This is a genomic window from Ideonella margarita (assembly GCF_038066635.1).
Taxonomy (GTDB): domain Bacteria; phylum Pseudomonadota; class Gammaproteobacteria; order Burkholderiales; family Burkholderiaceae_C; genus Ideonella; species Ideonella margarita.
This window is the reverse complement of record NZ_JBBUTI010000010.1, coordinates 143,792-169,288: the sequence shown is the minus strand read 5'-3', so window position 1 is coordinate 169,288 and position 25,497 is coordinate 143,792. Positions and strand designations below refer to the sequence as shown.

22 protein-coding genes are annotated in these 25,497 nt (G+C 66.8%); 3 read left to right on the top strand and 19 right to left on the bottom strand.

Translation table 11 applies throughout. The features are described 5' to 3' along the window. Positions 1 to 21 precede the first annotated feature (21 nt). The 13 genes from AACH00_RS15260 to flgB all read right to left on the bottom strand — a co-directional run bounded on the left by AACH00_RS15260 (position 22) and on the right by flgB (position 14,909). Positions 22 to 2,997 carry a PAS domain-containing sensor histidine kinase gene (locus AACH00_RS15260; RefSeq protein ID WP_341400026.1) on the bottom strand — a complete coding sequence of 992 codons (2,976 nt, stop codon included), beginning with the start codon at positions 2,995 to 2,997 and terminating at the stop codon, positions 22 to 24. Between the two features lie 68 nt (positions 2,998 to 3,065). Continuing rightward, positions 3,066 to 4,262, bottom strand: a complete 1,197-nt coding sequence (locus AACH00_RS15255) for an EAL and HDOD domain-containing protein (RefSeq protein ID WP_341400025.1) — start codon at positions 4,260 to 4,262, stop codon at positions 3,066 to 3,068. A gap of 6 nt (positions 4,263 to 4,268) precedes the next feature. Beyond that, complete coding sequence (gene flgL / locus AACH00_RS15250; protein ID WP_341400024.1) at positions 4,269 to 5,465, bottom strand: flagellar hook-associated protein FlgL; 1,197 nt, start codon at positions 5,463 to 5,465, stop codon at positions 4,269 to 4,271. Between the two features lie 17 nt (positions 5,466 to 5,482). Further along, on the bottom strand, positions 5,483 to 7,453 hold the full coding sequence (gene flgK / locus AACH00_RS15245) for a flagellar hook-associated protein FlgK (protein ID WP_341400023.1): 1,971 nt from the start codon (positions 7,451 to 7,453) through the stop codon (positions 5,483 to 5,485). A gap of 16 nt (positions 7,454 to 7,469) precedes the next feature. Then, positions 7,470 to 8,354 carry a flagellar assembly peptidoglycan hydrolase FlgJ gene (gene flgJ, locus AACH00_RS15240; RefSeq protein ID WP_341400022.1) on the bottom strand — a complete coding sequence of 295 codons (885 nt, stop codon included), beginning with the start codon at positions 8,352 to 8,354 and terminating at the stop codon, positions 7,470 to 7,472. 1 nt (position 8,355) lies between these two features. Further along, positions 8,356 to 9,495, bottom strand: coding sequence for a flagellar basal body P-ring protein FlgI (locus AACH00_RS15235; RefSeq protein ID WP_341400021.1), 1,140 nt, complete (start codon positions 9,493 to 9,495; stop codon positions 8,356 to 8,358). A 46-nt stretch (positions 9,496 to 9,541) separates the two neighbouring features. Next, on the bottom strand, positions 9,542 to 10,270 hold the full coding sequence (locus AACH00_RS15230; protein WP_341400020.1) for a flagellar basal body L-ring protein FlgH: 729 nt from the start codon (positions 10,268 to 10,270) through the stop codon (positions 9,542 to 9,544). Between the two features lie 72 nt (positions 10,271 to 10,342). Then, positions 10,343 to 11,125, bottom strand: a complete 783-nt coding sequence (flgG, locus tag AACH00_RS15225) for a flagellar basal-body rod protein FlgG (protein ID WP_341400019.1) — start codon at positions 11,123 to 11,125, stop codon at positions 10,343 to 10,345. A 120-nt stretch (positions 11,126 to 11,245) separates the two neighbouring features. After that, on the bottom strand, positions 11,246 to 11,977 hold the full coding sequence (gene flgF / locus AACH00_RS15220; RefSeq protein ID WP_341400018.1) for a flagellar basal-body rod protein FlgF: 732 nt from the start codon (positions 11,975 to 11,977) through the stop codon (positions 11,246 to 11,248). 34 nt (positions 11,978 to 12,011) lie between these two features. Then, positions 12,012 to 13,283 (bottom strand): flagellar hook protein FlgE, encoded by a 1,272-nt coding sequence (gene flgE, locus AACH00_RS15215; RefSeq protein ID WP_341400017.1) that lies wholly within the window; start codon positions 13,281 to 13,283, stop codon positions 12,012 to 12,014. 49 nt (positions 13,284 to 13,332) lie between these two features. Beyond that, positions 13,333 to 13,989, bottom strand: a complete 657-nt coding sequence (locus tag AACH00_RS15210) for a flagellar hook assembly protein FlgD (RefSeq protein WP_341400016.1) — start codon at positions 13,987 to 13,989, stop codon at positions 13,333 to 13,335. 34 nt (positions 13,990 to 14,023) lie between these two features. Beyond that, a complete protein-coding gene (gene flgC, locus AACH00_RS15205; RefSeq protein ID WP_341400015.1) occupies positions 14,024 to 14,473 on the bottom strand; it encodes a flagellar basal body rod protein FlgC in 450 nt (149 codons plus the stop codon). 13 nt (positions 14,474 to 14,486) lie between these two features. Further along, on the bottom strand, positions 14,487 to 14,909 hold the full coding sequence (flgB, locus tag AACH00_RS15200) for a flagellar basal body rod protein FlgB (RefSeq protein WP_341400014.1): 423 nt from the start codon (positions 14,907 to 14,909) through the stop codon (positions 14,487 to 14,489). Positions 14,910 to 15,108: 199 nt separating this feature from the next. Between flgB and flgA the strand changes: the two genes are divergently transcribed. From flgA to AACH00_RS15185, 3 genes are all read left to right on the top strand, one after another. Then, complete coding sequence (flgA, locus tag AACH00_RS15195) at positions 15,109 to 15,843, top strand: flagellar basal body P-ring formation chaperone FlgA (protein WP_341400013.1); 735 nt, start codon at positions 15,109 to 15,111, stop codon at positions 15,841 to 15,843. Between the two features lie 174 nt (positions 15,844 to 16,017). Further along, complete coding sequence (gene flgM, locus AACH00_RS15190; protein ID WP_341400012.1) at positions 16,018 to 16,314, top strand: flagellar biosynthesis anti-sigma factor FlgM; 297 nt, start codon at positions 16,018 to 16,020, stop codon at positions 16,312 to 16,314. 90 nt (positions 16,315 to 16,404) lie between these two features. Then, on the top strand, positions 16,405 to 16,815 hold the full coding sequence (locus AACH00_RS15185; RefSeq protein ID WP_341400011.1) for a hypothetical protein: 411 nt from the start codon (positions 16,405 to 16,407) through the stop codon (positions 16,813 to 16,815). Between the two features lie 68 nt (positions 16,816 to 16,883). Here the strand turns inward: AACH00_RS15185 and AACH00_RS15180 are convergent, their stop codons facing one another. From AACH00_RS15180 to flhB, 6 genes are all read right to left on the bottom strand, one after another. Beyond that, positions 16,884 to 18,821, bottom strand: coding sequence for a phosphatase PAP2 family protein (locus tag AACH00_RS15180; RefSeq protein WP_341400010.1), 1,938 nt, complete (start codon positions 18,819 to 18,821; stop codon positions 16,884 to 16,886). A 247-nt stretch (positions 18,822 to 19,068) separates the two neighbouring features. After that, positions 19,069 to 19,782 carry an RNA polymerase sigma factor FliA gene (locus AACH00_RS15175; protein ID WP_341400009.1) on the bottom strand — a complete coding sequence of 238 codons (714 nt, stop codon included), beginning with the start codon at positions 19,780 to 19,782 and terminating at the stop codon, positions 19,069 to 19,071. Between the two features lie 20 nt (positions 19,783 to 19,802). Beyond that, positions 19,803 to 20,585 carry a MinD/ParA family ATP-binding protein gene (locus AACH00_RS15170; protein ID WP_341400008.1) on the bottom strand — a complete coding sequence of 261 codons (783 nt, stop codon included), beginning with the start codon at positions 20,583 to 20,585 and terminating at the stop codon, positions 19,803 to 19,805. Positions 20,586 to 20,590: 5 nt separating this feature from the next. Beyond that, entirely contained in the window at positions 20,591 to 22,207 is a 1,617-nt protein-coding gene (gene flhF, locus AACH00_RS15165; protein ID WP_341400007.1) for a flagellar biosynthesis GTPase FlhF, read from the bottom strand. Beyond that, a complete protein-coding gene (flhA, locus tag AACH00_RS15160) occupies positions 22,204 to 24,294 on the bottom strand; it encodes a flagellar biosynthesis protein FlhA (protein ID WP_341400006.1) in 2,091 nt (696 codons plus the stop codon). Before flhA ends, flhF begins: the two co-directional genes overlap by 4 nt. Further along, positions 24,291 to 25,427, bottom strand: a complete 1,137-nt coding sequence (gene flhB / locus AACH00_RS15155) for a flagellar biosynthesis protein FlhB (protein WP_341400005.1) — start codon at positions 25,425 to 25,427, stop codon at positions 24,291 to 24,293. Before flhB ends, flhA begins: the two co-directional genes overlap by 4 nt. Between the last annotated feature and the right edge of the window lie 70 nt (positions 25,428 to 25,497).

The window sequence follows — 25,497 nt, the reverse complement described above, 5'->3', positions numbered from 1 at the left end:
CGCGGGATTGTCGCTGATGAATCACAAGGGCTCCAGCACGGCAACGCCGGGTGGCTGCAGATGCAGCGTGGCCACCACCAGCAGGCCTTCCTGGGTCAGCGTGATGCCCGCGCCCTTGCGGGGCAGCAGCGCGCGCACCAGCCCCAGGCCGGAGATGCCGGACGGCACGTCGCCCAGCGAGAAGCCGGGCGGCAGCGCACCGTCGTTGGCAATGGCGATGCGCACATCCTGCGGGCCGCAGATCATTCGGCACTGGATCACGCCTTCGCGGCTGTGCTTGATGGCGTTGGTGAGCAGCTCGTTCACCGTCAGCGCCACCGGAATGGAATCGGCCTCGGTCAAGCCGAAGCGGTGCGGCGCGGGCCCCTGCACCTCCATGGTGATGGGCCGGCCGAACATGCGCTGCACGGAATTGGCAATCGCCTCCACCACACCGCGCACGCGCAGCGGGCCGGTCATGCCCACCTGCAGGCCGTGCACCTGGGCAATCGCATGCACATGGCCCACGGCCTCGGCGATGGCCGAGGCGGCTTCCGGATGGCGCTGCGCGTTCTGCTGCAGCAGGCCGGCCACGCCCTGGAGGTTGTTCTTGATGCGGTGGTGCACTTCCTTGACCAGCATCTCGCGCTGCACGATGGCAGCGTCCAGACGGGCCTGGTCAGCCGCGCGCTGCTCGGTCACGTCGCTGGCCACCAGCAGCAGCTGCTCGCCGTCATCACCACTGGAGCGCAGCGACACGATGCGCACATCCCACACCTTGGCCGAGCCATCGCCGTCGGCATCCGGCTCACGGCGCCATTCGGTGCTGAGCGTGTCGTGCGTGGCCATGGCGCGGTGCAGGTTGGCACTCAGGTTGGCGGCCTCAGCGCCGGGAAGCCACAACGAGGGCTGCCGGCCTTGAATCTCGGCCGCCTGGCGCCGGGCAAAGGCGGCCATCATCTGGTTGAGCTGCAGCACCTGCTGCGTCGCACCGTCGAACAGGGCGATCGCCAGCGGCGCGGTTTCGATCATGCGCTGCAGGCTGGCCTGGGCCTGGGCGATCTGGTTCTCCGCCAGTCGCCGCCGCTCGATGTCGAGCAGCGCGAAGGTCAGCTGGTTGCCACCGTTGGCGGTGGTGGTCATCAGCGCATTGCCCACCACCCAGAACTCCCGGCCATCCCGGGCCGTGAGGCGGCACTCGAAGGTCTCGGCCTGGCCCTCCTCCAGCGTCGCCATCCAGTTGGTGCGGCGCAGCGGATGGTCGGCGTCCTGTGAGGCCACGACCGCGATCGGCTTGCCGACGAAATCCGCCAGCTCACCCCCGAACATGCGGCGCGCCGAGCGGTTCATCCACTCGATGCCGTCGTCGCCGACGGTGACGATGCCGACCAGCACCGAATCGAGGATGGCGCGCGTGCTGTCGGCCTGCATCAGCAGGGTTTCGTGGGCGCGCCGACGCTCGTCCACGCTCACCACCGAGCAGATCACGCCGGCAGAAATATCGGCGGCGTCGACCAGCCGCTGGCTCATCAGCACCCACAGCGGGCTGCCGTCGCGGCGCAGGATGCGGCGCTCACTGCGGCTGCGGCCCTGGGCCGCCAGTTCGCGGCGGTCATGGGCGTTGAACTGCAGCGCCACGCGCTCGTCTTCATACAGCTCCGCCAGCGGGAAGCCGCGCAACTGCGATTGTTCATGCCCCAGCAGGTCGGCCATGGCCTGGTTGGCGCGTTCGATGCGGCCATCGCGCTGGTAGAAGATGCCCACGTCCGACAGGCTGAACATCAGCTCGCGTTCACGCGCCAGCTCTTCCAGCTCGGCCTGCTGGCCCCGCAGGCGGGTCACATCGGCCAGCACGGCCACGATGTCGGCGCTGTCTTCACCCTCACCAGCCTGGCCTTCGGCACGCCGCAGCGCGAGTGAATACCAGACGGCAGCGCCACCGGCTTCGCCTTCCAGGCGGAACTCGGTTTCATGGTGGCCCTGGCGCACCAGCTCATCAAGCGCGGCATGGGTGGCGGCCGACGAAATGCCGACGCGCGCCAGCAAGGTGTCTATCGCCACGCCTTCGCCGGCGGCGGGGGCCAGCTTCAGCAGGTTCTCGAATTCACGGTTGCAATGCAGCAGACGCTGGCCTTGCAGGTGTGCGATGCCAGCCGGGCTCAGGTCGAGGATGGTCTGCATCTCGCGCAGGAGGGCATCACGCCGCTCGCGGGCCACTTCTTCCTCGGTCACATCCAGCGTGACGACGCTGAACACCGGTCGCTCAGGCCCGAGCCTGGCGGGCTCTACCCGGGTCAGCAACCAGCGGCGGCCCATGTCGCGGTGGCGAACGGCGTAGCGCACCGAAATGCGCTCGCCCTTGCGCAGGGCGAGTTGCAGCCGCTCATAGGCAGGCATGGAAGCCGGCTCCACCACGTCGCGGCCGATCGACAACAAACCTTCATTGCCCGACGACGCATTGCCGCCGCTGCCGGGGCCATAGCTGGGGGTCGTGCCCGCACCCGGCGGCACGGCCGTTACCCACACGCGCCGCTGGCGGTCATAGGTGGCCACACCCACGCCGGCGGTGCCCATCAGGGCGCCGATCTCGACGCGGGCCAGCTCCAGTTCGTCCACCACGGCCATGGATTCAAGCTGCGCCATCCAGCGCATGCCGCCCTGCGGCGCCAGGCCGCGCACCCGCACGCGCATGCGCTGGCTGCGTCCGGCGGCGGCATCCATCCAGCCCTGGCTTTCGCGGTGGCGGCCAGCGCCCGGCAGGCCGTTGGGCCAACCCAGCAACTGGGCCAGCACCGACGGCAGGCGATTCATCTGTTGGGTGTGCGGGCCGAGCAGGCTGCGCGCCGGGCCGTTGGCGCGCTGGATGTTGCCGGCCTCGTCCCAGATCATCAGCGCCAGCGGCGAGAGATCCATCAGGCTGGCCACGTCGTCGTCGATGCCCGCCGTGGCTGTCACCTCCCGGGAAGAAGGGTCAACCGGGGTCGGGAAACCGGGGCGTGGCGGCAGCGAAAAAGACATGGCGATGGCGAACCTGGGATGCCGTCGCAGTGTACGCCGCCCCCACCTCCCGGCGGGGCGGTTTCAGCTCACAGTGACTGCAACTGGCGAGCTGCCGTCAGGGTGTGCAGCACGGCGCGGCTGAGCTCACCCGGGGTGATCATCAAGTCGCCCAGCGCCGCTTCAATGTCCATCGGCAATTCCGATTCCACCGCCTTGGCCAGCGACAAGGGCCGGGCGAACGGCCCTTCGTCGTCGCACAGCGCCTGCGCCACGCGCTCGGGCACCGGCAGCGTTTCCAGCAACTGGGTGAAAGGCTGCCGCATCATGCGGTCGAGCAACGAGAACACGCCGCAGATGAAGGCCTCGCCGCGCAGCGTGTCGTCACCTTGCGGTGCGGCCAGCGCTTCCATGAACAAGCCTCGGCGCACCGCCAGGAACATCAGCGGCTTCAGATCGGGGTCGTCCACCGCACTGGCCAGCAGCAGCGCCAGCCAGCGCTTCAGGCGCCGGTAGCCGAGGATCATGATGGCGTGCTGGAAGCTGCTCACCTCCACGCTCAGGCCGAAGCCCGGCGAGTTGATGAAGCGCATCAGCCGGAACGCCAGCGCCGGGTTGGCACGCAGCGCGTCTTCGATGCGGTTGGCGGGCTCTTCGCGCTCCACCCGCTGAATCAGGTCCATCACGGCCTGCACGCTTGCGGGCACGTCACGACGCTGGGACGTGCCCTGCGGCGCATCGCCCAGCGGCCAGCCCTGCACGGCCAGTGCGCCACGGCGGAAGCTGTCGTTCGCCTCCACCAGGGTGTGCACACCGCCCTGCACGAACGGCAGGTGGCGTGGACGAATCGCATCTGGTGCGGGGCCGAGGCGACGGTCATCCTCAAGGTCAACCACTGCATGGCGGAAGGCCTTCAGCAACGGCTGCGACAGCGCGGCCAGCGGCCGGCCCTTGAGCACCATCGCATTGCCGCGCTCGGCCGCCGCCATCACGCGCGCAGCGCCGGCTTCGTCGGCCACCAGAAAGGCCGGCACCTCCAGCACCAGGTGCGGCGGCAGGGCCTGATTCAGCCAGGCCGTCAGCAGGCCTTCACTGGTCGGGTTCAACAGCAGCTGGCCAGATTCCTCGGGCCACGCTTCAGCCAGCACACCGGCCAGCTCATGCGCCTGGGCGGGGCCTGCACCATACATGCTGTGGCAGGTCAGACGGGCCGCGTGCACCTGGCGGCGGGCGTCCACCAGCACGCCATAGCCGAGGATCAGCTGGTCAAGAACGGAATGGTCCATGGACACTCACTTGATGTAGTCGAACAGGGACAGGCGCTGCACCGCTGCATAACTCTGCATGGCGGCCTGGTACCCCGTTTGCTGGTTCTGGAAATTCGAGATGGCCTGGATCATGTCCAGGTCTTCGGCGTCCGAGCGGGTGGTCTCACCGAACAGCTTGAGGTCACCCACACGGGTTTCCACGCCATCCACGCGATTGAGCACTTCACCGGTCATGCTGCGGGCCGATTGCAACTGGTTGGCGCAGGTGTCCAGATCACGCAGACCACTCTGGATGGTCTGGGTCACCTGGGCGCTGGTGCGCAGCGGCGTCTTCAATTCGTTCACCACCTTGTCGAGGGCATCGAACACCGACTGGTTCGGGCCGGACGGCGTGATGCTGAAGGTGTCACCGTCCTTCGGTGAGCCACTCAGCGTGAAGGCCATGCCGTCCAGCTCGATCGCCTGGCCCGACTTGAAATCGGCGCCCGAGATGGAGGCGGTCACGCCGTCGCGGATCACCGAATAGGTGGTCACGCCCGCGTTCACGCTGAACTGCACTTCGTACGACGAGCCGGTGATGGCGGAAGGGTTGGTCACCCGGCCCGCATCAATCCACGCACCACCGCTGCCCGCGCCCGGTGCGGTGGTGAACACGCCGTTGCCGCTGGGCGCCGACAGCCACACCTGCTCACCGTCGAGCGTGAGTGGCAAGGGCTCGTCGGTGGCCACCTTCACGGCACCGCCAACGCCCACATAACCCACGCCACCCGGGCGATCAAGAAACGGCGGCTGGCTGGAGCCCTGGCCGGAAAACACGAAACCGCCGGTGCCGTCACCGCGGTTGGCCACACCCATCAGCTGCTTGCGGATCTCCGCCAGCTGGTTGGCCACGTCGCGGCGCTCAGCGTCGCTGTAACTGGCGTTGCCGGCGGCCACCACCAGCTCGCGCGCCTGTTGCACCAGGCTCACACCGTCGCCCAGGGCAGATTCGGTGAGCTTCATGGAATTGCGGCTGGCGTCGATGGCGCGCTGGCTGGCATCTGCGCGCTGGATGAGCGCGCGGGCCCGCTCGGCGCGCGCGGCCGAGGTCGGATCGTCGCTGGCATTCAACACGCGCTTGCCGCTGGTCAGCTGCGTCTGCGCCGTGTCCAGCGAGCGTTGCCGCTGCTGCAGGTTCTCGATCGAGCTGTTGAAGGCGTTGGCCGTGGTGATGCGAATCATGGATCAGCTCCTGGAAATCACGCGCCCAGCTGCAGCATGGTGTCAAACACCTGCTGCGCCACTTGAAGCACCTTGGCCGCGGCCTGGTACCCCTGCTGGAACTGGATGAGGCGGGCGGCCTCTTCATCAAGGTTCACGCCCGTCTTGGACGTCAGGGTCTTCAATGCCGAATCAGCCGCCGTGCTCGAGATTTCCGCAGACGTCTTCGCACTTTGCACGCGCACGCCGACGTCGGCCATCACGGAAGCGTAAGCATCGGTAATCGTCGCGCCCTCGGCGATCGAACCATCCAGCTTGATGGTGCGACCGACGAACCGCTCATCACGCAGCGCGAACATCTGCAGCGCGTTGCCGTTGTTGGTCGCCGGGAACTGGGTCTTCGACACCGTGACCTTGTCGCCGCTCTTGGGCACGCCGTTGAGCGACAAGGCAAAGCCGTTGACCTCGATCGGCTCGCCGGCCGTCCAGGTGGCCGAGCCGCTAGAGAGCAGCGCGCCGGTGTCCTTGTCGCGCAGCTCCCAGTCGTAGTCGCCGGTGTCGGAGCTGAAGTTGATCGTAGCCGTCTGGTTCGGATCGATGGTGTTGTTGAGCACCTTCAACGAGCCGACCGTGGCCGTGCCCTTGTTGGCCGGGCTGAGCACCGCCGTCACCGGGGACGACGCCGCGATGCCGGACGGATCGTCCAGCACGCAGCGCATGTCGGTGGCGCCCATGCCGCACGGGCGCAGCAGCAGGCTGTCCGTCGCGGCCAGGTCGGGCGAGCCGATGTTGATGGTGAAGCCGTCGACCTCATCGCCGTCAGCGATGTTGCGGGTCAGGCCATCCGACAGCCGCACCAGCGTGTACGAGCCACTGACGCCCGAGCCATCCGGCTTGAGCTGGTAGTCAGAGGCCTGCAGCAGCGAGGCGTCGGTCACCGCCAGCGTGGCCTGGGCGGCGAAATTGCCCGTGGCGTCGCGTGCGTTGTTCAGGTTGGCAATGGACACCGGTGCGCCAAAGGCGAACAACGGCGCGCCGGCACCGGGCGGGTCGCCCAGGTCCAGGCCCAGCGACTGGGTGGTGTTGACCTTGGTGGCGAACGACACCGCCATCTGGCCGAGCAGGTTGCGCGCGTCGACCAGGTCCTTGTTCTGGAAGCGGATCAGGCCGGCCATCGAGCCGCCCGTCAGCATGTCCTGGCTGATCATCAGCGGCTGGTTCGGTGTTTCCAGCGCCAGGGCCGAGCGGCTCGGGTCGGCCGGGTCCTGCACCACCAGCATCTTGTTCGATTCAATGCCCAGCACCAGGCGCTGGCCACCGGCCACGAACACGCCCATCGTGCCGTCAGTGGCATCGATGGTGCTCACCTGCACGTACTTGCCGATCTCGGCGACGAGCTGGTCGCGCTTGTCGAGCAGGTCGTTCGGTGCCTGGTCCAGGCCGTGGGTGCGGGCGATCTCGGCATTCACCTTGGCCACCTGCTCCGCCAGTGCGCTGACCGTCTTGGCCGAGGTCTGCAGATCAGACTGCACGCCCTGCTGCAGCATGGCCAGGCGCGATGCGGCGCTGCTGTAGCGTGCGGCCAGGTCATTGGCACGGGCCAGCACCACCTGCCGCGCCGAGCTGTCGGCCGGCGTGTTGGCCAGGTCGACCATGGCATTGAGGAAGTTGCCGGTGGCCGAGCCAATGCCCTGCTCCCCGGGCGGAAACACATCTTCCAGCTGGCTCAACTGGCCGGCCCGGGCAGAGTCCATCGACGACAGCGACTGCGCCGCGGCCGTCTGCATCGTCAGGAACTGGTCATGCGCCCGCTTGACGTTGGTCACCACCACGCCCTTGCCAAAGAAGCCGGCGCCGTTGAACTGCCCCTGGGCCGTGGCCAGCTCTGCTTCCTGGCGGCTGTAGCCCGCCACGCCGTTGTTGGCGATGTTGTGGCCGGTCACGTTCAATGCCGCGGTGTTCGCAAACATCGCGCGCATGCCGATCGACATCAGGGCTGAACTGGCCATGGCGTGTCTCCCTGCTTCAAGCCGTCAGGCTGCGTTGCAGGCGCAACGTGGTGTTGATGACCCGCGACAGCTTGTCGGCGTAGGCCGGGTCGGTGGCGTAGCCGGCCTTCTGCAGGCCCTGGGCAAAGCCCTTGGCATCCGCACCGGCGGCCACCACCTTGCTGTAGCGCGGGCTTTCGGACATCAGCTTGGCGTAGTCGGAAAAGCTCTCGGCGTAGCTGCCGTAGGCGCGGAACTTCTGCGTCACCTTTCGGGCCACACCAGCGGTGTATTCCGTGGTGGTGATGTCGGTGGTCGGCCCCTTCCAGTTCGCCCCGGCCTTGATGCCGAACAGGTTGAACGAGGTGCTGCCGTCCGCGTTGCGGATGTCCTTCTTGCCCCAGCCGGTTTCATGCGCCGCCTGGGCGATCATGAACGAGGCCGGGATGCCTGTGGTGCTCTCGGCCGCCTTGGCGGCCTCCGTGTGCTGCTGAACAAAGGTGGCTGCGGCCTTCTGCGGCAGCTTCACCGTGGCGGCCGGGTCCAGCGACACCGGCGCCTTGCTGTTGGCACTGTCGTTGCGCGGGATCGGTCCGGGCGTCAGGCCCATCTGGCGTTCCAGCTGCTTGGCGATCACGTCAGACAAACCACCCGGCTGGCCGGCCAGCTTGGTCGACCACTGCGTGTCCAGCATTTCCGAGCCCAGCTTGGTGGCCTCGTTGTCCATCATGCCGCTGCTCTGCGCGGATTCGCGCATGGTCTTCAGCAGCTGCTGCATGAACAGCGACTCGAACTGCTTGGCGGCCTCGCGCACCGCGGCCTTCGGGTCTTTGCCCGCCTGAACCTTCAGCGATTCAATGCCGCGGGCATCGCCGAAATTGGTGCTGGTGGCACCCAGCGAAGAAGCAGGTACGGCAGGCATGTCAGATCACCTCCAGCTCAGCTTGCAGCGAGCCGGCCGATTTCATCGCCTGCAGGATGGCCAGCAAATCCTGGGGCGTGGCGCCGAGCGAGTTCAGCGCCTTCACCACGTCGGCCAGCTGCGCGCTGGCGGGCAAGGTGATGAGGGCGCCGCCCTGCTGCTGGATCGAGATGTCGGTCTTCTCGGCCTGCGCCGTGGTGCCGCCCGACAAGGCGTTGGGCTGGCTGATGACAGGCGTGGTGTTGATGGTGACGGACAGGCTGCCGTGTGCCACGGCGCACGGCGCCAGCGTCACGGCCTGGTTCATCACGATGGAGCCGGTGCGCGGGTTCAGCACCACGCGGGCGGCGGGCTTTTCCAGCGCCAGTGGCAGGTTCTCGATGTCGGCCATGAAGGCGACGCGGTCCGAGCCCTGCGGTGCCTTCACGCGCACCACGCGGCCGTCGAGTGCAGCGGCCGTGCCATCGCCCTTGGCCTTGTTGATCGCATTGGCCACGGCGCGGGCGGTGGAGTAATCGGCCGAGTTCAGATCCAGCTGGATGCTGTCGCCCACATTCAGCGGCGTGGGCACGGAGCGCTCGATGGTGGCGCCCTGCGGGATGCGGCCGCCACTCAGGTGGTTGATGGTGACCTTGGCGCCACCGGCCGATGCGCCGGCACCGCCCACGATCATGTTGCCCTGGGCCACGGCGTAGACCTGGCCATCGGCGCCCTTGAGCGGCGTGGCCACCAGCGTGCCGCCGCGCAGGCTCTTGGCATTGCCGATGGAGGCGATGCTCACGTCGATCTGCTGGCCGGGTTGGGCGAAGGCCGGCATCTGTGCCGTCACCAGCACTGCGGCGATGTTCTTGAGCTGCATGGCCGTACCGGGCGGCACGGTGATGCCCATCTGCTGCAGCATCGAGTTCAGGCCCTGGGTGGTGAACGGCGCCTGGGCCGTCTGGTCACCCGTGCCGTCCAGGCCCACCACCAGGCCGTAACCCAGCAGCTGGTTGCTGCGCACGCCTTGAACGGCAGCAACTTCCTTGATGCGCTGGGTGCTCTGGGCGGCCACCGGGGCCGCGAGTGCCGCCAGCATCGCGGCCAGCGCCACCATCACGGTGGTGCGAATCGACAGGCGGCGGTGTTGGAAGGTGGTCATGGCGTTGGTCAGGTAAGGAAGGGCCTGCCAACGATTCTGGGCAAACTTAAATGGGTAGAAGATTCAAAAAGAATCGTCCCAACCAGCCTATTCCCTGAGCATCGGCCATCGCGCCTTGACCTCGATGCTCCACACGCACGTTGGCGATCTGCGCGCTCTGCACGCTGTTGCCCGGAAGAATGGCGCGCGGATCCACCTGACCGGTGAATCGCAGCACATCCACGTGCTGGTTCAGGCCGATCTGCTTCTCGCCGGCGATCAGCAGGTGGCCGTTGGGCAACACGCCCACCACGGTGGCCGTGATGGTGCCGGAGAAGTCATTGCTGCTCTCGGTGGTGCCCTTGCCTTCGAAGGTATTGCTGCCCGACGCATCGGCCGTGGCCTTGCGGAAGGCATTCACGCCGAAGATCGGCAGGTTGGTGATCGTGCCCTTGGCCGCACCGGTCTTGTCGATGGTGCTGGTGGCCTTCTGCACCGCGCTGATCTTTTCAACGATCTGCACGGTGAGCGTGTCACCCACCATGCGGGCGCGGTGGTCCTCGAACAGGGGCCGGTAGGCCGCGCTCTGGTAGATCGAGCCCGTCAGCACAGGCTGGTACGCCGGCTGCAGGGGCAGCGGTTGCAGATCAGGCATGGCCGGCGGGCCGCTGGCAGGCACTTCGGGCGCGGTGGCGCTGGCGAACTGCACCTGCGGCAGCGGATAGATGGTGCTGCAGCCAGACAACACGGCGGCACTGAGGGCCGTGACGGCGAACAAGGCGAGGGGCTTGCGCATGGTCAAACTCCGGAAGGGGCGCGGCCTTGGCCACGCCGGACAAACAAGCAGGCCAATCTGGCCCATCAGCGATCAGAGCTGCGCGAGGCGCTGCAGCATCTGGTCAGAGGTGGACACGGCCTTCGAGTTGAGCTCGTAGGCGCGCTGGGTCTGGATCATCGAGACCAGCTCTTCCACCACGTTCACGTTCGAGGTTTCCAGGAAACCCTGTTGCAGAGAACCCATGCCGTTGGTGCCGGGCGCCGACTGGTTGGGCGCGCCCGAGGCAGCCGTTTCCGCATACAGGTTCTGGCCGCGCGGCTCCAGGCCGGCCGGATTGATGAAGCTGGCCATCTGCAGCTGACCCACGGTGGCGGGTGTTGCCTGGCCCGGCAGGCTGACCGTGACCGTGCCGTCATTGGCAATCGTCACGCTCTGCGCATTGGCCGGAATGGTGATGCCCGGCTGCACCAGGTAGCCGTTGTTGGTGACGATCTGCCCCGCGTTGTCCAGCTGGAACGAGCCGTCACGGGTGTAGCCCGTGGTGCCGTCGGGGTTGTTTATCTGGAAGAAGCCGTTGCCCTTGATCGCCACGTCCAGCGTGCCGCTGCTCTGCTGCAGGTTGCCCTGGCTGAAGTTGCGCGAGCTGGCCACGGCGCGTGTACCCAGGCCCACCTGCAGGCCGGTCGGCAGCTGCGTGGCTTCAGAAGACGCCGCACCCGACTGCCGCAGGTTTTGATAGATCAAATCCTCGAAGGCGGCATGCGAGCGTTTGTAGCCGGTGGTGGCCACGTTGGACAGGTTGTTCGAGATGTGGTCCAGCTGCATCTGCTGGGCTTCCATCCCGGTCTTTGAAATCCAGAGTGAACGGATCATGGCCAGGCTCCTGAGGGGTACTGCAAGTCGAAACCGATGATCCGCCGAACTTGAGCCCGGCAAGGGCATGAAAAAGGGGCCTCGAAGGCCCCGTTTTTCAATCTGCGCCGACGCTGTGCATCAACCGCCCTGCCCCAGCAGACGCGAGGCCTGCTGGTCCTGTTTTTCAGACAGCTGCAGCAGCTTCATCTGGTGCTCGAACTGCCGCGCCGCCGAGATCATCGCGACCATCGTCTGCACCGGGCTGACGTTCGAGCCTTCGAGCGCGCCGTCCTGCAGACGTGCGTTGGGGTCGGCATCCAGATCGTTGCCATCGGCGCTGCGGAACAGGCCGTCGTCACCACGTTTGAGCGCCACCTCCGGCGTCACCATCTTGATCTTGCCGATCGCCTGCGGACGGCCGCCAGGCACGGTGGCTGAAACGGTGCCGTCGGGTGCGATGTCGACCGACGCATTGGTCGGCACCGTCAGCGGGCCGGCGTCGCCATTCACCGGCAAGCCGCCACGCGCCACCAGCAAGCCTTCGGCATTCACATCGAGCGAGCCCGCCCGCGTGTAGGCCTCGGTGCCGTCGAGCGACTGCACGGCCATCCAGGCATTGCCCTTCATCGCCACATCCAGGTTGCGCCCGGTGGCGGCGATGGGGCCGGCATCGGGGTTGTAGCCCGTGGTGGTTTCGAGCGAATACACCCGGGTGGAGGCGCCATCGCCGCGCACGGGCACCGCGCGGAACGCGGCCATCTGCTCGCGAAAGCCGGTGGTGGCCACGTTGGCCAGGTTGTGCGAGAGCACTTCCTGGCGCTGCATCGCGGCCTTGGCCCCGGCCATCGAGAGGTAGATCATGCGGTCCATGGCGGCTCCCGTTCAGCTCAGTCGGTGAAGGACATCAACGCAGGTTGACCAGCGTCTGCATGACCTGGTCCATCGTCTTGATGGTCTGCGCATTGGCCTGGTAGTTGCGCTGCGCGGTGATCATGTTCACCAGCTCGCCGGTCAGGTCGACGTTCGACTCTTCCAGCGCGCCCGATTGCAGATCACCCATGTTGCCCACGCCCGGCGTGCCCACCACCGGGTCACCCGAGGCATAGGTGCGTTGCCAGCCGTTGCCGCCCATCGGCTGCAGGCCCTGCGGGTTGCGGAACGAGGCCAGCTCGACCTGGCCGGCCGGCTTGGACTGGCCGTTCGAATAACGCGCCATCACGATGCCCGTGCCTTCGATGACGATGCTGGTCAGCGAGCCCGGCGCATAGCCGTCCTGCGCCACGTTGGTGGTGGCGAAGTTGGTGCCGTACTGGGTCGAGCCCGACAGATCAATCTCCACGCCACTGATCGGCAGCGTGACGGCGCCGTTCACATTGGTGGACGCCGGGATGTCGACAGTGAGCGAGGACGGCGAAATCGTTGCGCCGTCGGTGGTGAAGCTCAGTGCATCGGTGCCGCTGATCGGCTGCGGATCACCGTCAACGCCGCCGATGGTCTTGCCGTTGGCGGTGGCGTAGACGTTCCACTTGTCGGTGTCCGTCTTCTGGAAGTAGTACGTCAGGGCCACGGGCTGGCCCTTCTGGTCAAACACGGTCACCGAAGTGGCCTTGTTGTAGGTGTCCGCATCGGTGAAGTCGATGCGCGGCGACACGGTGGCACCCGGGTCACGCACACCTTCGCGCGAATCGAGGTTGAACTCCAGGTTCACCTTGTTGGTTTCGGCAGGCGAGATGCCGGCGGTCGGCAGGCGCAACGGCACGGCCAGGCCCGGCTGGATCACGCCATTGCCGTCGGCCTGGTAGCCCATCAGCTGCAGCTTCTCGTTGTTGACGATGTAGCCTTCCTTGTCGACCTTGAACTGGCCGTTGCGGCTGTAGGTGACCGGATTAACGCCGTCGGTCAGCTGGAAGAAGCCGCCGCCGTTGATGGCCACGTCCATCGGATTCTCGGTCGACGTGATGCCGCCCTGGGTGAACTGCTGCGACACCGCCGCCAGCCGCACGCCGATGCCGATGTTGTTCACGCCGGCGCCGTTCAGCGCATTGGCATACATGTCGGCAAACTCCGCCCGCGACGCCTTGGCGCCATAGGTGTTGGCGTTCGCCACGTTGTTGCCGATCACCTCCAGGCTCTTGGAGGTGACGTTCAGACCGGAAAGTCCTTGTTGAAAGCTCATGGTGTGCTCCTGGCGAATTCAGTGGGGGTGTGCGTGTGCAGCACGGTGTTCAGAGGAAGGCCCAGATGGCGTCGTAGGCGATGCGGTTGCCATTGCCCAGCTCCACGGCCAGCTGGTTGCCGAAAGTGCTGACGGCGCTGATGCGCTCGTGCTGCAGCGTCATCGACTGAACCGTCTTGTCGCCTGCCGTGGCCGTGACCTTGTAGGTCAGCCCGGTGCCTTGCAACGACGACGGCACGTCCCAGTTGAAGGTGTGGCGGCCGGCATCCAGCGAGGTTTCGTTGATGGTCTTCACCACCGTGCCGTCGGCCGTGCTGATCTCGATCTTGACCTTGTCGGCCTTGCTGCTCAGCTCGTAGCCGCCATCGCCTTTGCCCGCGGTTTCACGCAGGGCATTGCCCTCGATCGCCACGTCGTGGCCCACCAATGCTGCGCCCTGCATAGCCTGCAGCTGGGTGAACTGGCTGCCCAGCCCGCCGATGGTGGTGTTGACCTTTTCCAGCCCGTTGACCGTGCTGATCTGCGCCATCTGGCTCGTCACCTGTGCGTTGTCCAGCGGGTTCAGCGGGTCCTGGTTCTGCATCTGGGCGACCAGCAGCTTCAGGAACCGGTCGGACTGCTCACTGGCCGAGGTGGCTGACGAGCCGGTGGCCGTGGCGCTGGAGGCCGCGGTGTTGGTGACGGTGTTGTTGGCGATGGTGGTCATGTCGGACTTTCAGAAGCGGGTGTGGAGGCCGGGCTCAAACGCCCTGGCCCATCTGCAAGGTCTTCTGCAACAGCGACTTGGCCGTGTTCATGACCTCGATGTTGTTCTGGTAGGAGCGCGAGGAAGAGATCATGTTGACCATCTCCTCCACCGCATTCACGTTGCTGTAGGTGACGTAGCCGTCCTTGTCCGCCAGCGGGTGCGCCGGGTTCAGCACCTTGCGGCCGGGGGTCTGGTCTTCGGTCACGTCAGACACCCGCACGCCGGCACTGGCCATCACCGGGTTGTCGGCCTCGCCACGGGCCGCGCTGCCGGCGGTGTCCATCATCACGGTCTTGAAGACCACGTTGCGGGCCTTGTAGACCTGGCCATCGGGGCCGGCCACGGTGTCGGCGTTGGCCAGGTTGGAGGCCACCACGTTCAGCCGCTGGCTCTGCGCGCTGACGGCGCTGCCGGAAATGTCGAAGACCTTGAACATGCTCATGACGTGCTCCTAATCAGCCCTGGCTGGGGCTCTTCATGGCATCGAGCATCGAGCGCACGCTGCCGTTGATGAAGCGCAGGGTGGCTTCGTACTTGACCGAGTTCTCGGCGAAGGACGCGCGTTCGCGGTCCATGTCCACCGAGTTGCGATCGAGGTTGGTTTGCGCGGCCGCGGCGTACTTCAGGCCCACCGGCCCGCCCAGGCTGCCGGCCATCGGCTGGATGTGGCCGGACTGCGTGGTCTGCATGCGGGCGGCACCACCTGCGGCCAGGCTGCCGGTGGCTTCCCGCAGGGCCTGCGAGAAATCCATCTCGCGGGCCACATAACCGGGCGTGTCGGCATTCGCGATGTTGCTGGCAATCAGACGCTGCCGCTCGGCGCGCAAGGTGAGCGCCTCGGTCTGAAAGTCCAGGTTTTGCGTCAAGCGGTTCAGCATGGTGAATCTCCCCTTCAGGAGTCGCTCTGGTGTGCCGACAACAACACGACACGGGCACACGGATCAGAACGTGGGGCGATTGTGAAAGTGCGGGCAGCCACCGGAAGGGGCGAATAGACCCCGCCGGGCAGCGCATTTCTGCGCACCCCGGCCCACGTGCGTCCCTACATTGGCGGCATCCCCGAATGACGTTGCCACCATGCCGCCCCGCCCCCTCGCCCGCACCGCTGCCCTGCTCCGGGCGCTGATGGCCAGCTTGTTGCTGGCCCAGGCCAGCCTGGCCCAGACCAACGAGCTTCCGCTGCAGGACATTGAAGCCCTGGCGCGCCAGGGCGCCACTCAATTGGCCCGAACCCCGGAAGCCGACGCCGCCAACGGCCGCATCGAGGTGGTGGTGGGCACGCTCGACAGCCGCCTGCAGCTGGCCCCCTGCCTCAAGATCGACACCTACCTGCCCGCTGGCGTACCCGCCCTGGGCCGCAGCCGCATCGGTTTGCGCTGCGTGGACGGCCCGAAGAACTGGAACGTGACCCTGCCTGTGACCGTGCGCCTGTGGCGCCAGGCGGTGGTGGTGGCCAGCGCCCTGCCCGCCGGCACCGTGCTCGACAGCACCCACCTGGGCCTGGCGGAAGTGGATGTGTCGGATGCGCCCGGCACCACCGTGGCCGTGCCCGGCCTGGCACTGGGCCGCAGCCTCACCCGTCCGCTGGCGGCAGGCACTACCCTGCGCACCACCGACCTGAAACAACGCCAGTGGTTTGCCGCCGGGGAAACCGTGCGCGTGCTGGCCATGGGCAACGGCTGGCAGATCGTGACCGAAGGCCAGGCCATGGGCCCGGGCCTGGAAGGCCAGTTCGTGAAGGTGCGCACCGAGAACGGGCGCACGCTCACCGGCCGCCCAACCGCCGATCGACAAGTCGAGGTGAAGCTGTGACCCTCAAGCGTCGGCACCAGGTGGCCGACATAAAGGGTGAAGTACAGACCAAACACCCATCTAAACGACCGCCATCTCCACGATGAAAACCATTAAAGTTCTTTCGTGGCCCTCCGATACTACGATCATGTGTACCGGGAGTTCTGAGGCCCTCAGGCCCCGCAGGAGATCATCATGAAAATCGGCTCACCAGACGTTTCCAGCTTGGCGACCACGCTGAATGCGGATCGCAAAGCCCAGACTGCCGACAAGAAAGCCGGTGCCACCGAAGCCTCGGAGAACGGCACCAAGGTCGCCCTGTCGGCCACCGCCAGCATGCTGACCAGCGCTTCCGGCGAAGGCAGCTTCGACGCGGCCAAGGTCGAGCGCATCGCTGCGGCCATCCGCAACGGCGAGTTCAAGATCAACCCGGAAAAGATCGCCGACAAGCTGATCAGCAACGCCGACGAGCTGTTGCAGCGCCGCCGCTGAGAGCAGGGCTGCTGCGGCCACCTGGTGGTCGTGATCCTCGTTGACGTTTGAATTCGCCTCTTTGCCGGCGCCGGCCGGCAACAAGCCATCATGTTGAGCTCGTCCCCCGAACAAGCGGCGGTGCGTGAAACCGCCGAACTCGAAACCTGCCTCGGGCAGGTCGAGCTGCACCTGGCTGCCCTGGGCACCGCCCTGAAACAACAAGACCCCGCCGCCACCGAGCAGGCGGCGTCTGACCTGCACCGCGCGCTCGCCGCCGCCGTTGACCGCTTCAGCAGCGCTGCCCGCCACGGCGGCGTGCCGCCCACTTTGCGTCGCCGACTGGCGATGACCGGTGGCCAGGTGGCTGCCCAGCGCGAAGCCGTGGCCCGCGCCACCACCGCCCTGGACCGCGCGATCGACGTGTTGCTGCCCGACGCACAAGCCGGCCGCCCGGGCTTGTATGGCGCACAGGGGCAGGCCTACCGGCCGCCCTCACAAGGCGGCGTGCTGCAGGCCTGAGGCTGCGGTTGATTTCCCCAAACAAAAGCCCACTCGCGTGGGCTTTTTTGCATTTCCGGGCGATTCGCTCAGCCACCCACCGCCGTGATCTTCAAGCTCACACCCGTGTCCGAATACACCGCCACGGCCTTGTAGCCGCTGACGGTAATGCGGCGGAAGTTGCCGAAGCGCGCACCGTGGGTCAGCACCGGCAGCACGTCGCCCACCTTCGGGGCCATGCCGGCAGCGAAGCTCACCTGCAGGTCGCCTTCGATGCGGGCGGTGCCCGACACGTTCAGGCTGCCCTGGCCCTTGGCGCCCAGCACCACCTGCAGCGTGCCGGTGGGCAGCTGGGTCAGGTTGCGGCTGACCTGCACCGGCTGGCTGGCCACCACTTGCAGCGCGCCTTGTTCGATGTAGACATCGCCGGCACCCAGTGCGGTGGCGGTGTCAGCGGCCAGCGTGCCGCCCTGCAGCCAGATGCCGCCGGTGAAGGTGCTGGCGGCGCCGGCCAGGCGCAGCTCGCCAGAGCCGGTCTTGAGCAGGCGGCCCGCGCCGGTCAGGTCATTGCGCCAGGTGTCGCGGGCGTGGAAGCCGCCCTGGGCTGCGTCCATCTGCACCGTCACGTCGCCTTGCAGCGCGCCGTAGCCTTGTGCGGCAGCGAACAGGTTCAGGCGGCCCCAGCCTTCGGCGTCGTCCATCGCGGGGTAGCCCGAGGGCAGCGCGGTCGACTTCAACACCACCCGGCGCTGCGTGGCGCTCAGGTAAGGGAAGCGGGTTTCCAGCAGCAGCTCCGCCGCCTTCGGCACCACCGCAGCCTTGTCGGTGGCGGCAATCGGGCTGAAGCCGAAGGTCAGGCGACGCAGGGCCGCCGCGCGCATCGCGGTTTGGTCGGCAAAGCGGTCGTTGGTGCTGGTGCCGGATTGGGCAAAGGCTTGCAGCGCCAGCGCGTCCTTCGCGCCCACGGCCGTCATCAGGGCCGTGCGGGCCTGCGTGCGGGCGGCGTCGCGCTGGTCAGCCACCACCAGCGTGCCGCCGGCCGGGTTGGGCACCTGCTTGTTGGCCTGGTTGTACAGGGCTGCAGCAATCACGGCCTGGGCCTGGATGCGGCCACCGATCACGTCGAGTGGGGAGTGCATGCCGGCCATGATGCGGTTCTCGCCCAGCTCCAGCGAACGGGCCACCAGTTCGGCATAACGCTCAGGCACCACGTAGGCCATCATCAGGCCGCTGCGCACCGCCTCGGCCGAGTGGCCGCTGATGAAGCCGCCGTCGGTGGCGGGCGTGCTGCTCTTGGCGGGCACCAGGCTCGGCACGACGCTCACGCTGGTGCTCCAGCGCCATGGGCGGGCGTACTTGAAGAAGCGCTTGGCGGGCTCGGTCGAGCCGTTGGGCGGGCTGTTCACGAAGTCGACCACGGTGCCGAATTCGGTGTTGCCGCCGGCCACGCCCACGCCGATGTTGTTGCCGCCATCGTTGTAAAGCTTGGTGGTGGCATCGGCCGGCACGCCGGTGATGGTGGTGGTCTGGCGGGCCACTGTGCGCCAGGCATCGGTCAAGGGGCCAAGGCCATCGGTGACGCTGTAGCCCTTCTGGCGGCGGTCATCAAGATAGGCTGCCGTGGCCTGCTCGGCCGTGCGGTTGGCGGTGAGGTTCACCACGTACTGGATGTTGGCGTCCAGCACAGCGGCGTTCACCTTCTTGCCGTCGGTGGCGTCACCGGGAATGCCGCTCCAGGCTGAGGCCGTCACTGCCGGGAAGTTGCCCGTGGCAGGCGCGGTCTGCCCGGCATCGACGATCAAGGAGCTGGGGGTCCACAGATCAAGGAAACCAGACACCACGCGAACACCCGCATTGGTGCTCAGCGTGGCGTACTGCGCCATGCCGCGCTGGTTGGTGTAGGCATAGTCCACATAGGGCAGCACCTTGGTTTCATCGGGCACCGGGGCGGTGTCCTCACGGCCCAGGCCCACGGGCGGGTTTGACAGGCTGCTGTCACCAGAGCCACCACAGGCAACGAGGGACATCGCCAGTGCGAGCGGGGTCAGGCGGAGGGCAAAAAACTTGATCACGAGGGCATCCAGGCTGGCTTCAGGCGGGCCGGCCAAGGGGCTGACCCGGAAAAGCAGCGGATGCTATTTACACCTCGTGACAGTGCAGTGAAGGGGGTTCATAAAGCTCAACCGGCATCAGACGATGAGCTCATCCAACGGGCAAGCCAAAACAAAAAGGGCGCCTCCAGGGCGCCCTCTTTTCAACCGCAAGCGTTGCGTCTCACCAGCTGCGCAACTTCGAGCGCAGGCGGGCAATCGACTGGCTGTGCAGCTGGCACACCCGCGATTCGGTCACGCCCAGCACGGCGGCGATTTCCTTCAGGTTCATGTCGTGCTCGTAGTACATGCTCATCACGTACTGCTCACGCTCGGGCAAGTGCTTGATGGCCTCGACCAGCGCCTCGCGCATGCGGTGGTCCTGCAGCAGCGACAGCGGATTCGCTTCTTCGCTGGCCACGTGCCGATCGAGAAAATCGTCGCTGCCGTCGTCACCGGTCATGTCCTCCAGGTACACCAGCTGGGTGCCGCGCACCTTGGTCAGGATGTCCTGGTAGTCGCCCAGCGAAATGCCCAGCTCGCCGGCGATCTCGCTTTCCTGCGGCGGACGGCCCAGGCGCTGCTCCAGCTTGTGCACCGCGCCTTCGATTTCACGTTGCTGGCGGCGGTTGCCCCGGCTCATCCAGTCACTGCCGCGCAGCTCGTCCAGCATGGCGCCGCGGATGCGCTGAGTGGCAAAGGTCTCGAACTGCACGCCCTGGCCCAGATCGAAGCGGCCCAGCGCATCGTTGAGGCCGATCATGCCCACCTGGATGAGGTCGTCGATCTCGACGTTGGCCGGCAGCTTGGCAATCATCTGGTGGGCCAGTCGGCGAACCAGCGGGCTGTACTGCTTGAGCAGGGCGCTGTTGTCGAGTCTTCCTGTGGCGGTATACATCTGGGTCTCCCGGCAAGGCTTCAGTAATGTGCAACTGCTTGCGGGCGCATCGAGGCGTCCGGCAGCAGCGCAAGTTCTCCCGCTCCGGCCAGGCCCAACATCTGTTGGGCGGCCAGGCGGCTCAAGGGTTCGGAGGCCGGCTGGTTCAGCGGCTCGGTGCGGTCCACCGGTACGCAGGCACGCAGCACGGCGCCCAGAAAGTTGTCGGCACAGGTGGCCAGCCGCTCGCCCACCGCCGCAGCGCGGCGCGGACGGGCCTGCATGCCCACCAGCAAATCAAAAACTCGCAGCCCCAGACGCTGCGACAGCAGCTTCATCGACGCGTAGGCATCGGTCAAGCTGGGCGACTCCACGGTGGCCAGCAGAATCGGGCTGATTTCACGAGGGCCGCACATGCGTGCCAGGTCACGCGCGCCGGCATGCAGCACGATGACGTCGGCCCAGGGCGCCGCCTGCTCCACCGCGGCCAGCCAGGCCTCGCTGGAGCCGCGCATGTCCACATGCCGGCGTGGCAGGCCACGGGCAGCGAGATAAGCCACATGGTCGTCCAGGCGTTCGATGCAGGCCGGCAGGTCGATGTCGACCAGTTCATGGGCAACGGGCGCGTTGTCAGCCGCGTCCACCACCAGGATGCGGGCACCGAGCTCGGCCATGGCCAGGCTCAGGCGTTCCATCAGCACGCCGGAACACACGACATGCGGGTTGTGCACCACCGGCACCAGGCGCTGGCTGCTGCCGCCAAAAAGGCGTCGCAGGCCGTCCGCCTGATCGGTGGCGTGAAGAGCGTTGGAAAAGGCCGCCATGGTGATCAGATGTGCAGGTTGCCGCTGCCAGGCACGGTGGGGCGCTGGTGCATGGCCGAGAAGACCAGCTGCACATCACCCGCTTCCATGCGCCAGGTGGCGCTGCCGCCGCCGCGCATGGCACGGTGCATCAGCGCGTTCGATGACAGACGGTGCCAGTCTTCCGGCACGCGCTGGCCGTTGGCCACGCCCAGCACCTTCAGGCGGTGGCGGATCACGGCGTCAAGCGCCGGAGCCAGCTTCACGGCTTCGTCGATCTTCGACAGGATCACGCCCTTGCACTGCGCGGCGCGCCAGGCGGTGACCACGTCGTCAATGGTTTCGCCCTGCGCTGCAGCGTCGACCACCAGCAGGCGCTGGATGGAGCGATGCGAGAGCATGTCGAGCAGCTCGCGGGTGCGGCTGTCGCGCTGGGCCATGCCGGCGGTGTCGATGAGCACCATCTTCTTGGCCGACAGCAGCTCGAGCAGGTCTTCGAGCGAGGTCTTGTCGTGGGCGGTATGCACCGGCACGCCCAGGATGCGGCCATAGGCGCGCAGCTGTTCGTGGGCACCGACCCGGTAAGCGTCCAGGGTGATCAGGCCGAGGTTGGCAGCGCCGTGCGCGGTGGCGAAGGCGGCGGCCAGCTTGGCGGTGGTGGTGGTCTTGCCCACGCCGGTCGAGCCGATCAGGGCAAACACGCCGCCCTGCTCTTCCAGCGCGGCTTCATGCTCACCGGTCAGCACGTTGCGCTCGAGCACCGTGGTGGCCCAGGCCACTTCGTCGGCGGCGGTGGCTGGCAGGGCGTCCACCAGCTTGCGCACCAGGCCGGGCGAGAAGCCGGTGTCCATCATCTTCTGCGCCAGCAGCGCCTGGCGAGGCTCACGGCCCAGCTTTTCCATGAAGGCCAGGGCGCCGAAGCGCTCTTCGATCAGGCCCTTCATGGCGCGCAGCTCGTTGACCATGTCGTTCTGTTCGCGACGGCCGCTGGCAGCCAGGCCAGCTTCGCTGAGCACCGGCAGGTCGGCCGGGGCCATGTCGTTCAGCGGTCGGGCCGGGGCGCGGCGCTGCGGCATGGCGGCTGGGGCGCGGGCCGCCGCTGCAGGGGCAGGTGCAAAGGCAGGCGCCGGAGCAGCGGGTGCCGGGCGCTGGAACTGCGGTGCCAGCACTGGTTCGGCATAGGCCGCCGGAGCGGGCTCGGCGTAGGCATCAGCTTCCGGTGCGGCTTGCTCAGGCGTGCCACCAAGGGCGGCGTGGCGGCGCTTCAGCATGCGCTCACGCACGTAATCCTGGAAGGACAGCGTGCTCATCGCCAGCTGTTCCACATCGTCTTCCACGTTGGTCGGGGCCGGCAGGCGGTCAGCCAGGCGGCGGCCCGGTGCGGGGCGCTCGGGCGTCTGGCGTTCCACCCGGGCGGCCAGGCTGTCAGCGCGCGGTGCGGCGGCACGTGCCGGCGCAGGCGCTGCGGTGCGGCCAGCCGACACCTTCTCCAGCTGGTCGACACTGTCCGGCGCCATGGCCAGCACTTCAACGCCATCGGGCGACGGTCGGGTGGAGAGCACGACGGCATCTTCGCCAAAGGCCTGGCGAACCAGGGCAAAGGCCTCACGCGACGTCCGCGCGGTGAATCGTTTGACGTTCATGCTGCACCTCCGATGATCGAGCCGATCCGGATCGAATGGGTCTCAGGAATCTCGCTGTGCGCCAGCACCTTCAGGCGGGGTGCTGCGCGCTTGAGCAGTCGGGCCAGCGGCGCACGCAGCGCATCCGGCACCAGCAGGCAGGCCGGGTGGCCCAGGCTCTCCTGCTTGTTGGCGGTTTCGGCGGCCTGGCGGGTCAGGGTGTCAGCCACACCCGGGTCCAGCACGGCGCCATGGGGCGAATTCAGGGCGTTGTTGACCAGGCGTTCCAGGTCGGGCTCCAGGGCGATCACGTCGAGCTCCTTCACCGGGCCGTAGATCTGCTGCACGATGGCCGGGGCCAGGTGGATGCGGATGCGGCGGGCCAGCTCGGCCGGGTCGGTCACCACGGCGGCATGCTCGGCCAGGCACTCCACGATGGAGCGGAAGTCACGGATGTGCACGCCTTCTTCCAGCAGGAGCTGAAGGACTTTTTGCAGCGTTGCGATGCCAACCATTTTGGGAACCACGTCTTCTATCAACTTCGGGGCCAGTTTGGTCACATGCTCAACCAGGGCCTGGGCTTCGGTTCTGCCCAGCAACTTGGCGGCATTCACCTGCATCAAGTGTGAAAGGTGCGTGGCCACGACAGTCGAGCAATCAACCACCGTAAATCCGGCCATTTGGGCCTGCTCCTTGTGGCGTTCTTCGATCCACACCGCCGGCAAGCCAAATGCCGGGTCGATGGTGCGGGTGCCCGGCAGTTGCGGCACGCCGCCGCCCGGGTTGATGGCCATGAACATGCCCGGATAAGCCTCGCCCTCGCCGATCACGGCGCCGCGCAGCGTGACGCGGTACATGCTGGGCTTCAGGTCGAGGTTGTCGCGGATGTGCACTGATGGCGGCAGGAAGCCGACGTCTTGCGCGAACTTCTTGCGCACGCCCTTGATGCGGCCGAGCAGATCGCCCTGGCGGGCCTTGTCGACCAGCGCGATCAGGCGGTAGCCCACTTCCATGCCCAGCGTGTCCACGGGCTGCAGGTCGTCCCAGCTGGCTTCGGCATTCGGTTGCGGTGCGCCGGTGTCCTTCGGCAGCGCGGGGGCGGCGGCAGCGGCCTTGTTCTTGCGGCTCAGCCACCAGGCGTAGTAGCCGATCAGGCCGCCCATCAGCAAAAACACCACATTCGGCATGCCCGGGATAAGACCCAGCAGGCAGATGATGCCGCCGGTCAGGCCGAGCGAGCGCGGCGAGCTGAACATCTGGCTGCGGATCTGGCTGCCCACGTCGGTTTCGCTGCCCACGCGCGACACCACCATGGCCGCGGCCACCGAGATCAGCAAGCCTGGAATCTGTGCGACCAGCGCATCACCCACCGCCAGCAGGATGTAGGCATTCGCAGCTTCGTTCACGGTCAGGCCGTGCTGGGCCACGCCGATGATGAAGCCGCCGACGATATTGATCACGAGGATCAGCATGCCGGCCACCGCGTCACCACGCACGAACTTCGAGGCACCGTCCATGGAGCCGAAGAAGTCGGCTTCCTCGCCCACTTCAGCGCGGCGCTTCTTGGCCTGCTCTTCGTTGATCAGGCCGGCGTTCAGGTCGGCGTCGATCGCCATCTGCTTGCCGGGCATGGCGTCCAAGGTGAAGCGCGCACCAACTTCAGCGATACGCTCGGCGCCCTTGGTCACCACGATGAAGTTGATGACCACCAGGATCGCGAAGACGATCAAGCCGACCGCGAAGTTGCCGCCGATCAAGAAGTGGCCGAAGGCTTCGATCACCTTGCCGGCTGCGCCTGCGCCAGTGTGGCCTTCCATCAGCACCACGCGGGTCGAGGCCACGTTCAGTGACAGACGCAGCAGCGTGGTCACCAGCAGCACGGTCGGGAAGGCCGCGAAGTCCAGGGGCTTGATCATGTTGGCCGCCACCAGCATCACCATCAGCGACATCGCGATGTTGAAGGTGAACAGCACGTCCAGCGCGAAGGCTGGCAACGGCAGCACCATCATCGCCAGCACCATGACGATGAACAGCGGCGCCATCAGCGCCTTCAGGAGCACGGCGTTGTCGCCGAACAGGGCCTGGAGTTGTTTGTTGAAGCCGTTCATGTACTACTCGGACGGACGTTGTGGGGGTCAAGCTCTGGCGGCACCACCACCACCGGGGCCGGCAAGGCCAGGCGGGGCGAGGCACGCAACTGATACACCCAGGCCAGCACCTGGGCCACGGCCGCGAACAGCGCGGCGGGCACTTCCTGGTCCACCTCCACATGGGCGAACAGGGCCCGGGCCAGTGGCGGCGCCTGCAGCACAGGCACCTTCGATTCACGCGCCAGATCACGGATCTTCAGCGCCAGCAAATCACTGCCCTTGGCAATCACGCGCGGCGCGCCCATGCGCTGGTCGTCGTACTTCAGCGCCACGGCATAGTGGGTCGGGTTCATCACCACCAGGTCGGCCTGCGGCACCGCGGCCAGCATGCGCTTGCGGCTCATCTCGCGCATGCGCTGCTTGATCTTGCCCTTGACCTCGGGGTTGCCTTCCGCTTCCTTGTGTTCCTGCTTGACTTCCTCGCGGGTCATCTTCAGCTTGCCCAGCCAGAGGTGACGCTGCAGCGGCACGTCAATCAAGGCCCAGGCGCCCAGCACCAGCAGCAGCAGGCCGAAGCCGCCCGCCATCGTGCCGCCCAGCATGTCCACGGCCACCGGCAACGGCGAGAGCATCAGCGAGGCCAGATCACCGAAGTGCGCCTTGAAGTAGTAGTAGCCCACCGTGCCCAGCAGCAGCGCGGTGATGGTCATCTTCAACGCGTCGATCAGATGCTGCTTGTCGAACAGGCGGCCGATGCCGGTGATCGGGTTGAAGCGCGAGAAGTTGGGGCCCAGGCTCTTGAAGCTGACATTCCAGCCGCCGGTGAGCATGGCGCTGAGCACCGCCACCGCGATCATCACCAGCCCCAGCGGCACGATGAACAGCAGCGCCTGGCCAAACAGGCCGGTCAGCCGCTCACCCATGGTGGCCGGGTTGGTGACCACCGCGTTGTCGAACCGCAGCGCATCGGCCAGCAGGTTCTGCAGCCAGGCCGACACCGGCCGCGCACTGGTCATCAGCAAGGCACCGCCCACGGCCAGGGCCGTGAAGTGACCCAGATCACGCGAACGCGGCAGCTGTCCGTCCTCACGGGCACGGCGCTGCTTCTTCGCTGAAGCGGGTAAGTTGCGGTCTTGGGCGGAATCAGCCATGTTGAAGCCGATGTTGCCCGGGCGCCCGCCAAACTTGAGCAGGAAAAGAGGGGTGAAACAGGCTGTGATC

Bases quoted from the DNA above. Each gene is read 5' to 3' on its own strand.
- AACH00_RS15210 (WP_341400016.1), bottom strand. From the start codon at position 13,989: ATGACCACCATCGCCAACAACACCGTCACCAACACCGCGGCCTCCAGC.
- AACH00_RS15230 (WP_341400020.1), bottom strand. From the start codon at position 10,270: ATGCGCAAGCCCCTCGCCTTGTTCGCCGTCACGGCCCTCAGTGCCGCC.
- AACH00_RS15180 (WP_341400010.1), bottom strand. From the start codon at position 18,821: ATGTCCCTCGTTGCCTGTGGTGGCTCTGGTGACAGCAGCCTGTCAAAC.
- flgJ (WP_341400022.1), bottom strand. From the start codon at position 8,354: ATGCCTGCCGTACCTGCTTCTTCGCTGGGTGCCACCAGCACCAATTTC.
- flhA (WP_341400006.1), bottom strand. From the start codon at position 24,294: ATGAACGGCTTCAACAAACAACTCCAGGCCCTGTTCGGCGACAACGCC.
- AACH00_RS15170 (WP_341400008.1), bottom strand. From the start codon at position 20,585: ATGGCGGCCTTTTCCAACGCTCTTCACGCCACCGATCAGGCGGACGGC.
- flgE (WP_341400017.1), bottom strand. From the start codon at position 13,283: ATGAGCTTTCAACAAGGACTTTCCGGTCTGAACGTCACCTCCAAGAGC.
- AACH00_RS15235 (WP_341400021.1), bottom strand. From the start codon at position 9,495: ATGACCACCTTCCAACACCGCCGCCTGTCGATTCGCACCACCGTGATG.
- AACH00_RS15185 (WP_341400011.1), top strand. From the start codon at position 16,405: ATGTTGAGCTCGTCCCCCGAACAAGCGGCGGTGCGTGAAACCGCCGAA.
- flhF (WP_341400007.1), bottom strand. From the start codon at position 22,207: ATGAACGTCAAACGATTCACCGCGCGGACGTCGCGTGAGGCCTTTGCC.
- flhB (WP_341400005.1), bottom strand. From the start codon at position 25,427: ATGGCTGATTCCGCCCAAGACCGCAACTTACCCGCTTCAGCGAAGAAG.
- flgA (WP_341400013.1), top strand. From the start codon at position 15,109: ATGCCGCCCCGCCCCCTCGCCCGCACCGCTGCCCTGCTCCGGGCGCTG.
- flgG (WP_341400019.1), bottom strand. From the start codon at position 11,125: ATGATCCGTTCACTCTGGATTTCAAAGACCGGGATGGAAGCCCAGCAG.
- flgM (WP_341400012.1), top strand. From the start codon at position 16,018: ATGAAAATCGGCTCACCAGACGTTTCCAGCTTGGCGACCACGCTGAAT.
- AACH00_RS15255 (WP_341400025.1), bottom strand. From the start codon at position 4,262: ATGGACCATTCCGTTCTTGACCAGCTGATCCTCGGCTATGGCGTGCTG.
- AACH00_RS15260 (WP_341400026.1), bottom strand. From the start codon at position 2,997: ATGTCTTTTTCGCTGCCGCCACGCCCCGGTTTCCCGACCCCGGTTGAC.
- AACH00_RS15175 (WP_341400009.1), bottom strand. From the start codon at position 19,782: ATGTATACCGCCACAGGAAGACTCGACAACAGCGCCCTGCTCAAGCAG.
- flgC (WP_341400015.1), bottom strand. From the start codon at position 14,473: ATGAGCATGTTCAAGGTCTTCGACATTTCCGGCAGCGCCGTCAGCGCG.
- flgF (WP_341400018.1), bottom strand. From the start codon at position 11,977: ATGGACCGCATGATCTACCTCTCGATGGCCGGGGCCAAGGCCGCGATG.
- flgL (WP_341400024.1), bottom strand. From the start codon at position 5,465: ATGATTCGCATCACCACGGCCAACGCCTTCAACAGCTCGATCGAGAAC.
- flgB (WP_341400014.1), bottom strand. From the start codon at position 14,909: ATGCTGAACCGCTTGACGCAAAACCTGGACTTTCAGACCGAGGCGCTC.
- flgK (WP_341400023.1), bottom strand. From the start codon at position 7,453: ATGGCCAGTTCAGCCCTGATGTCGATCGGCATGCGCGCGATGTTTGCG.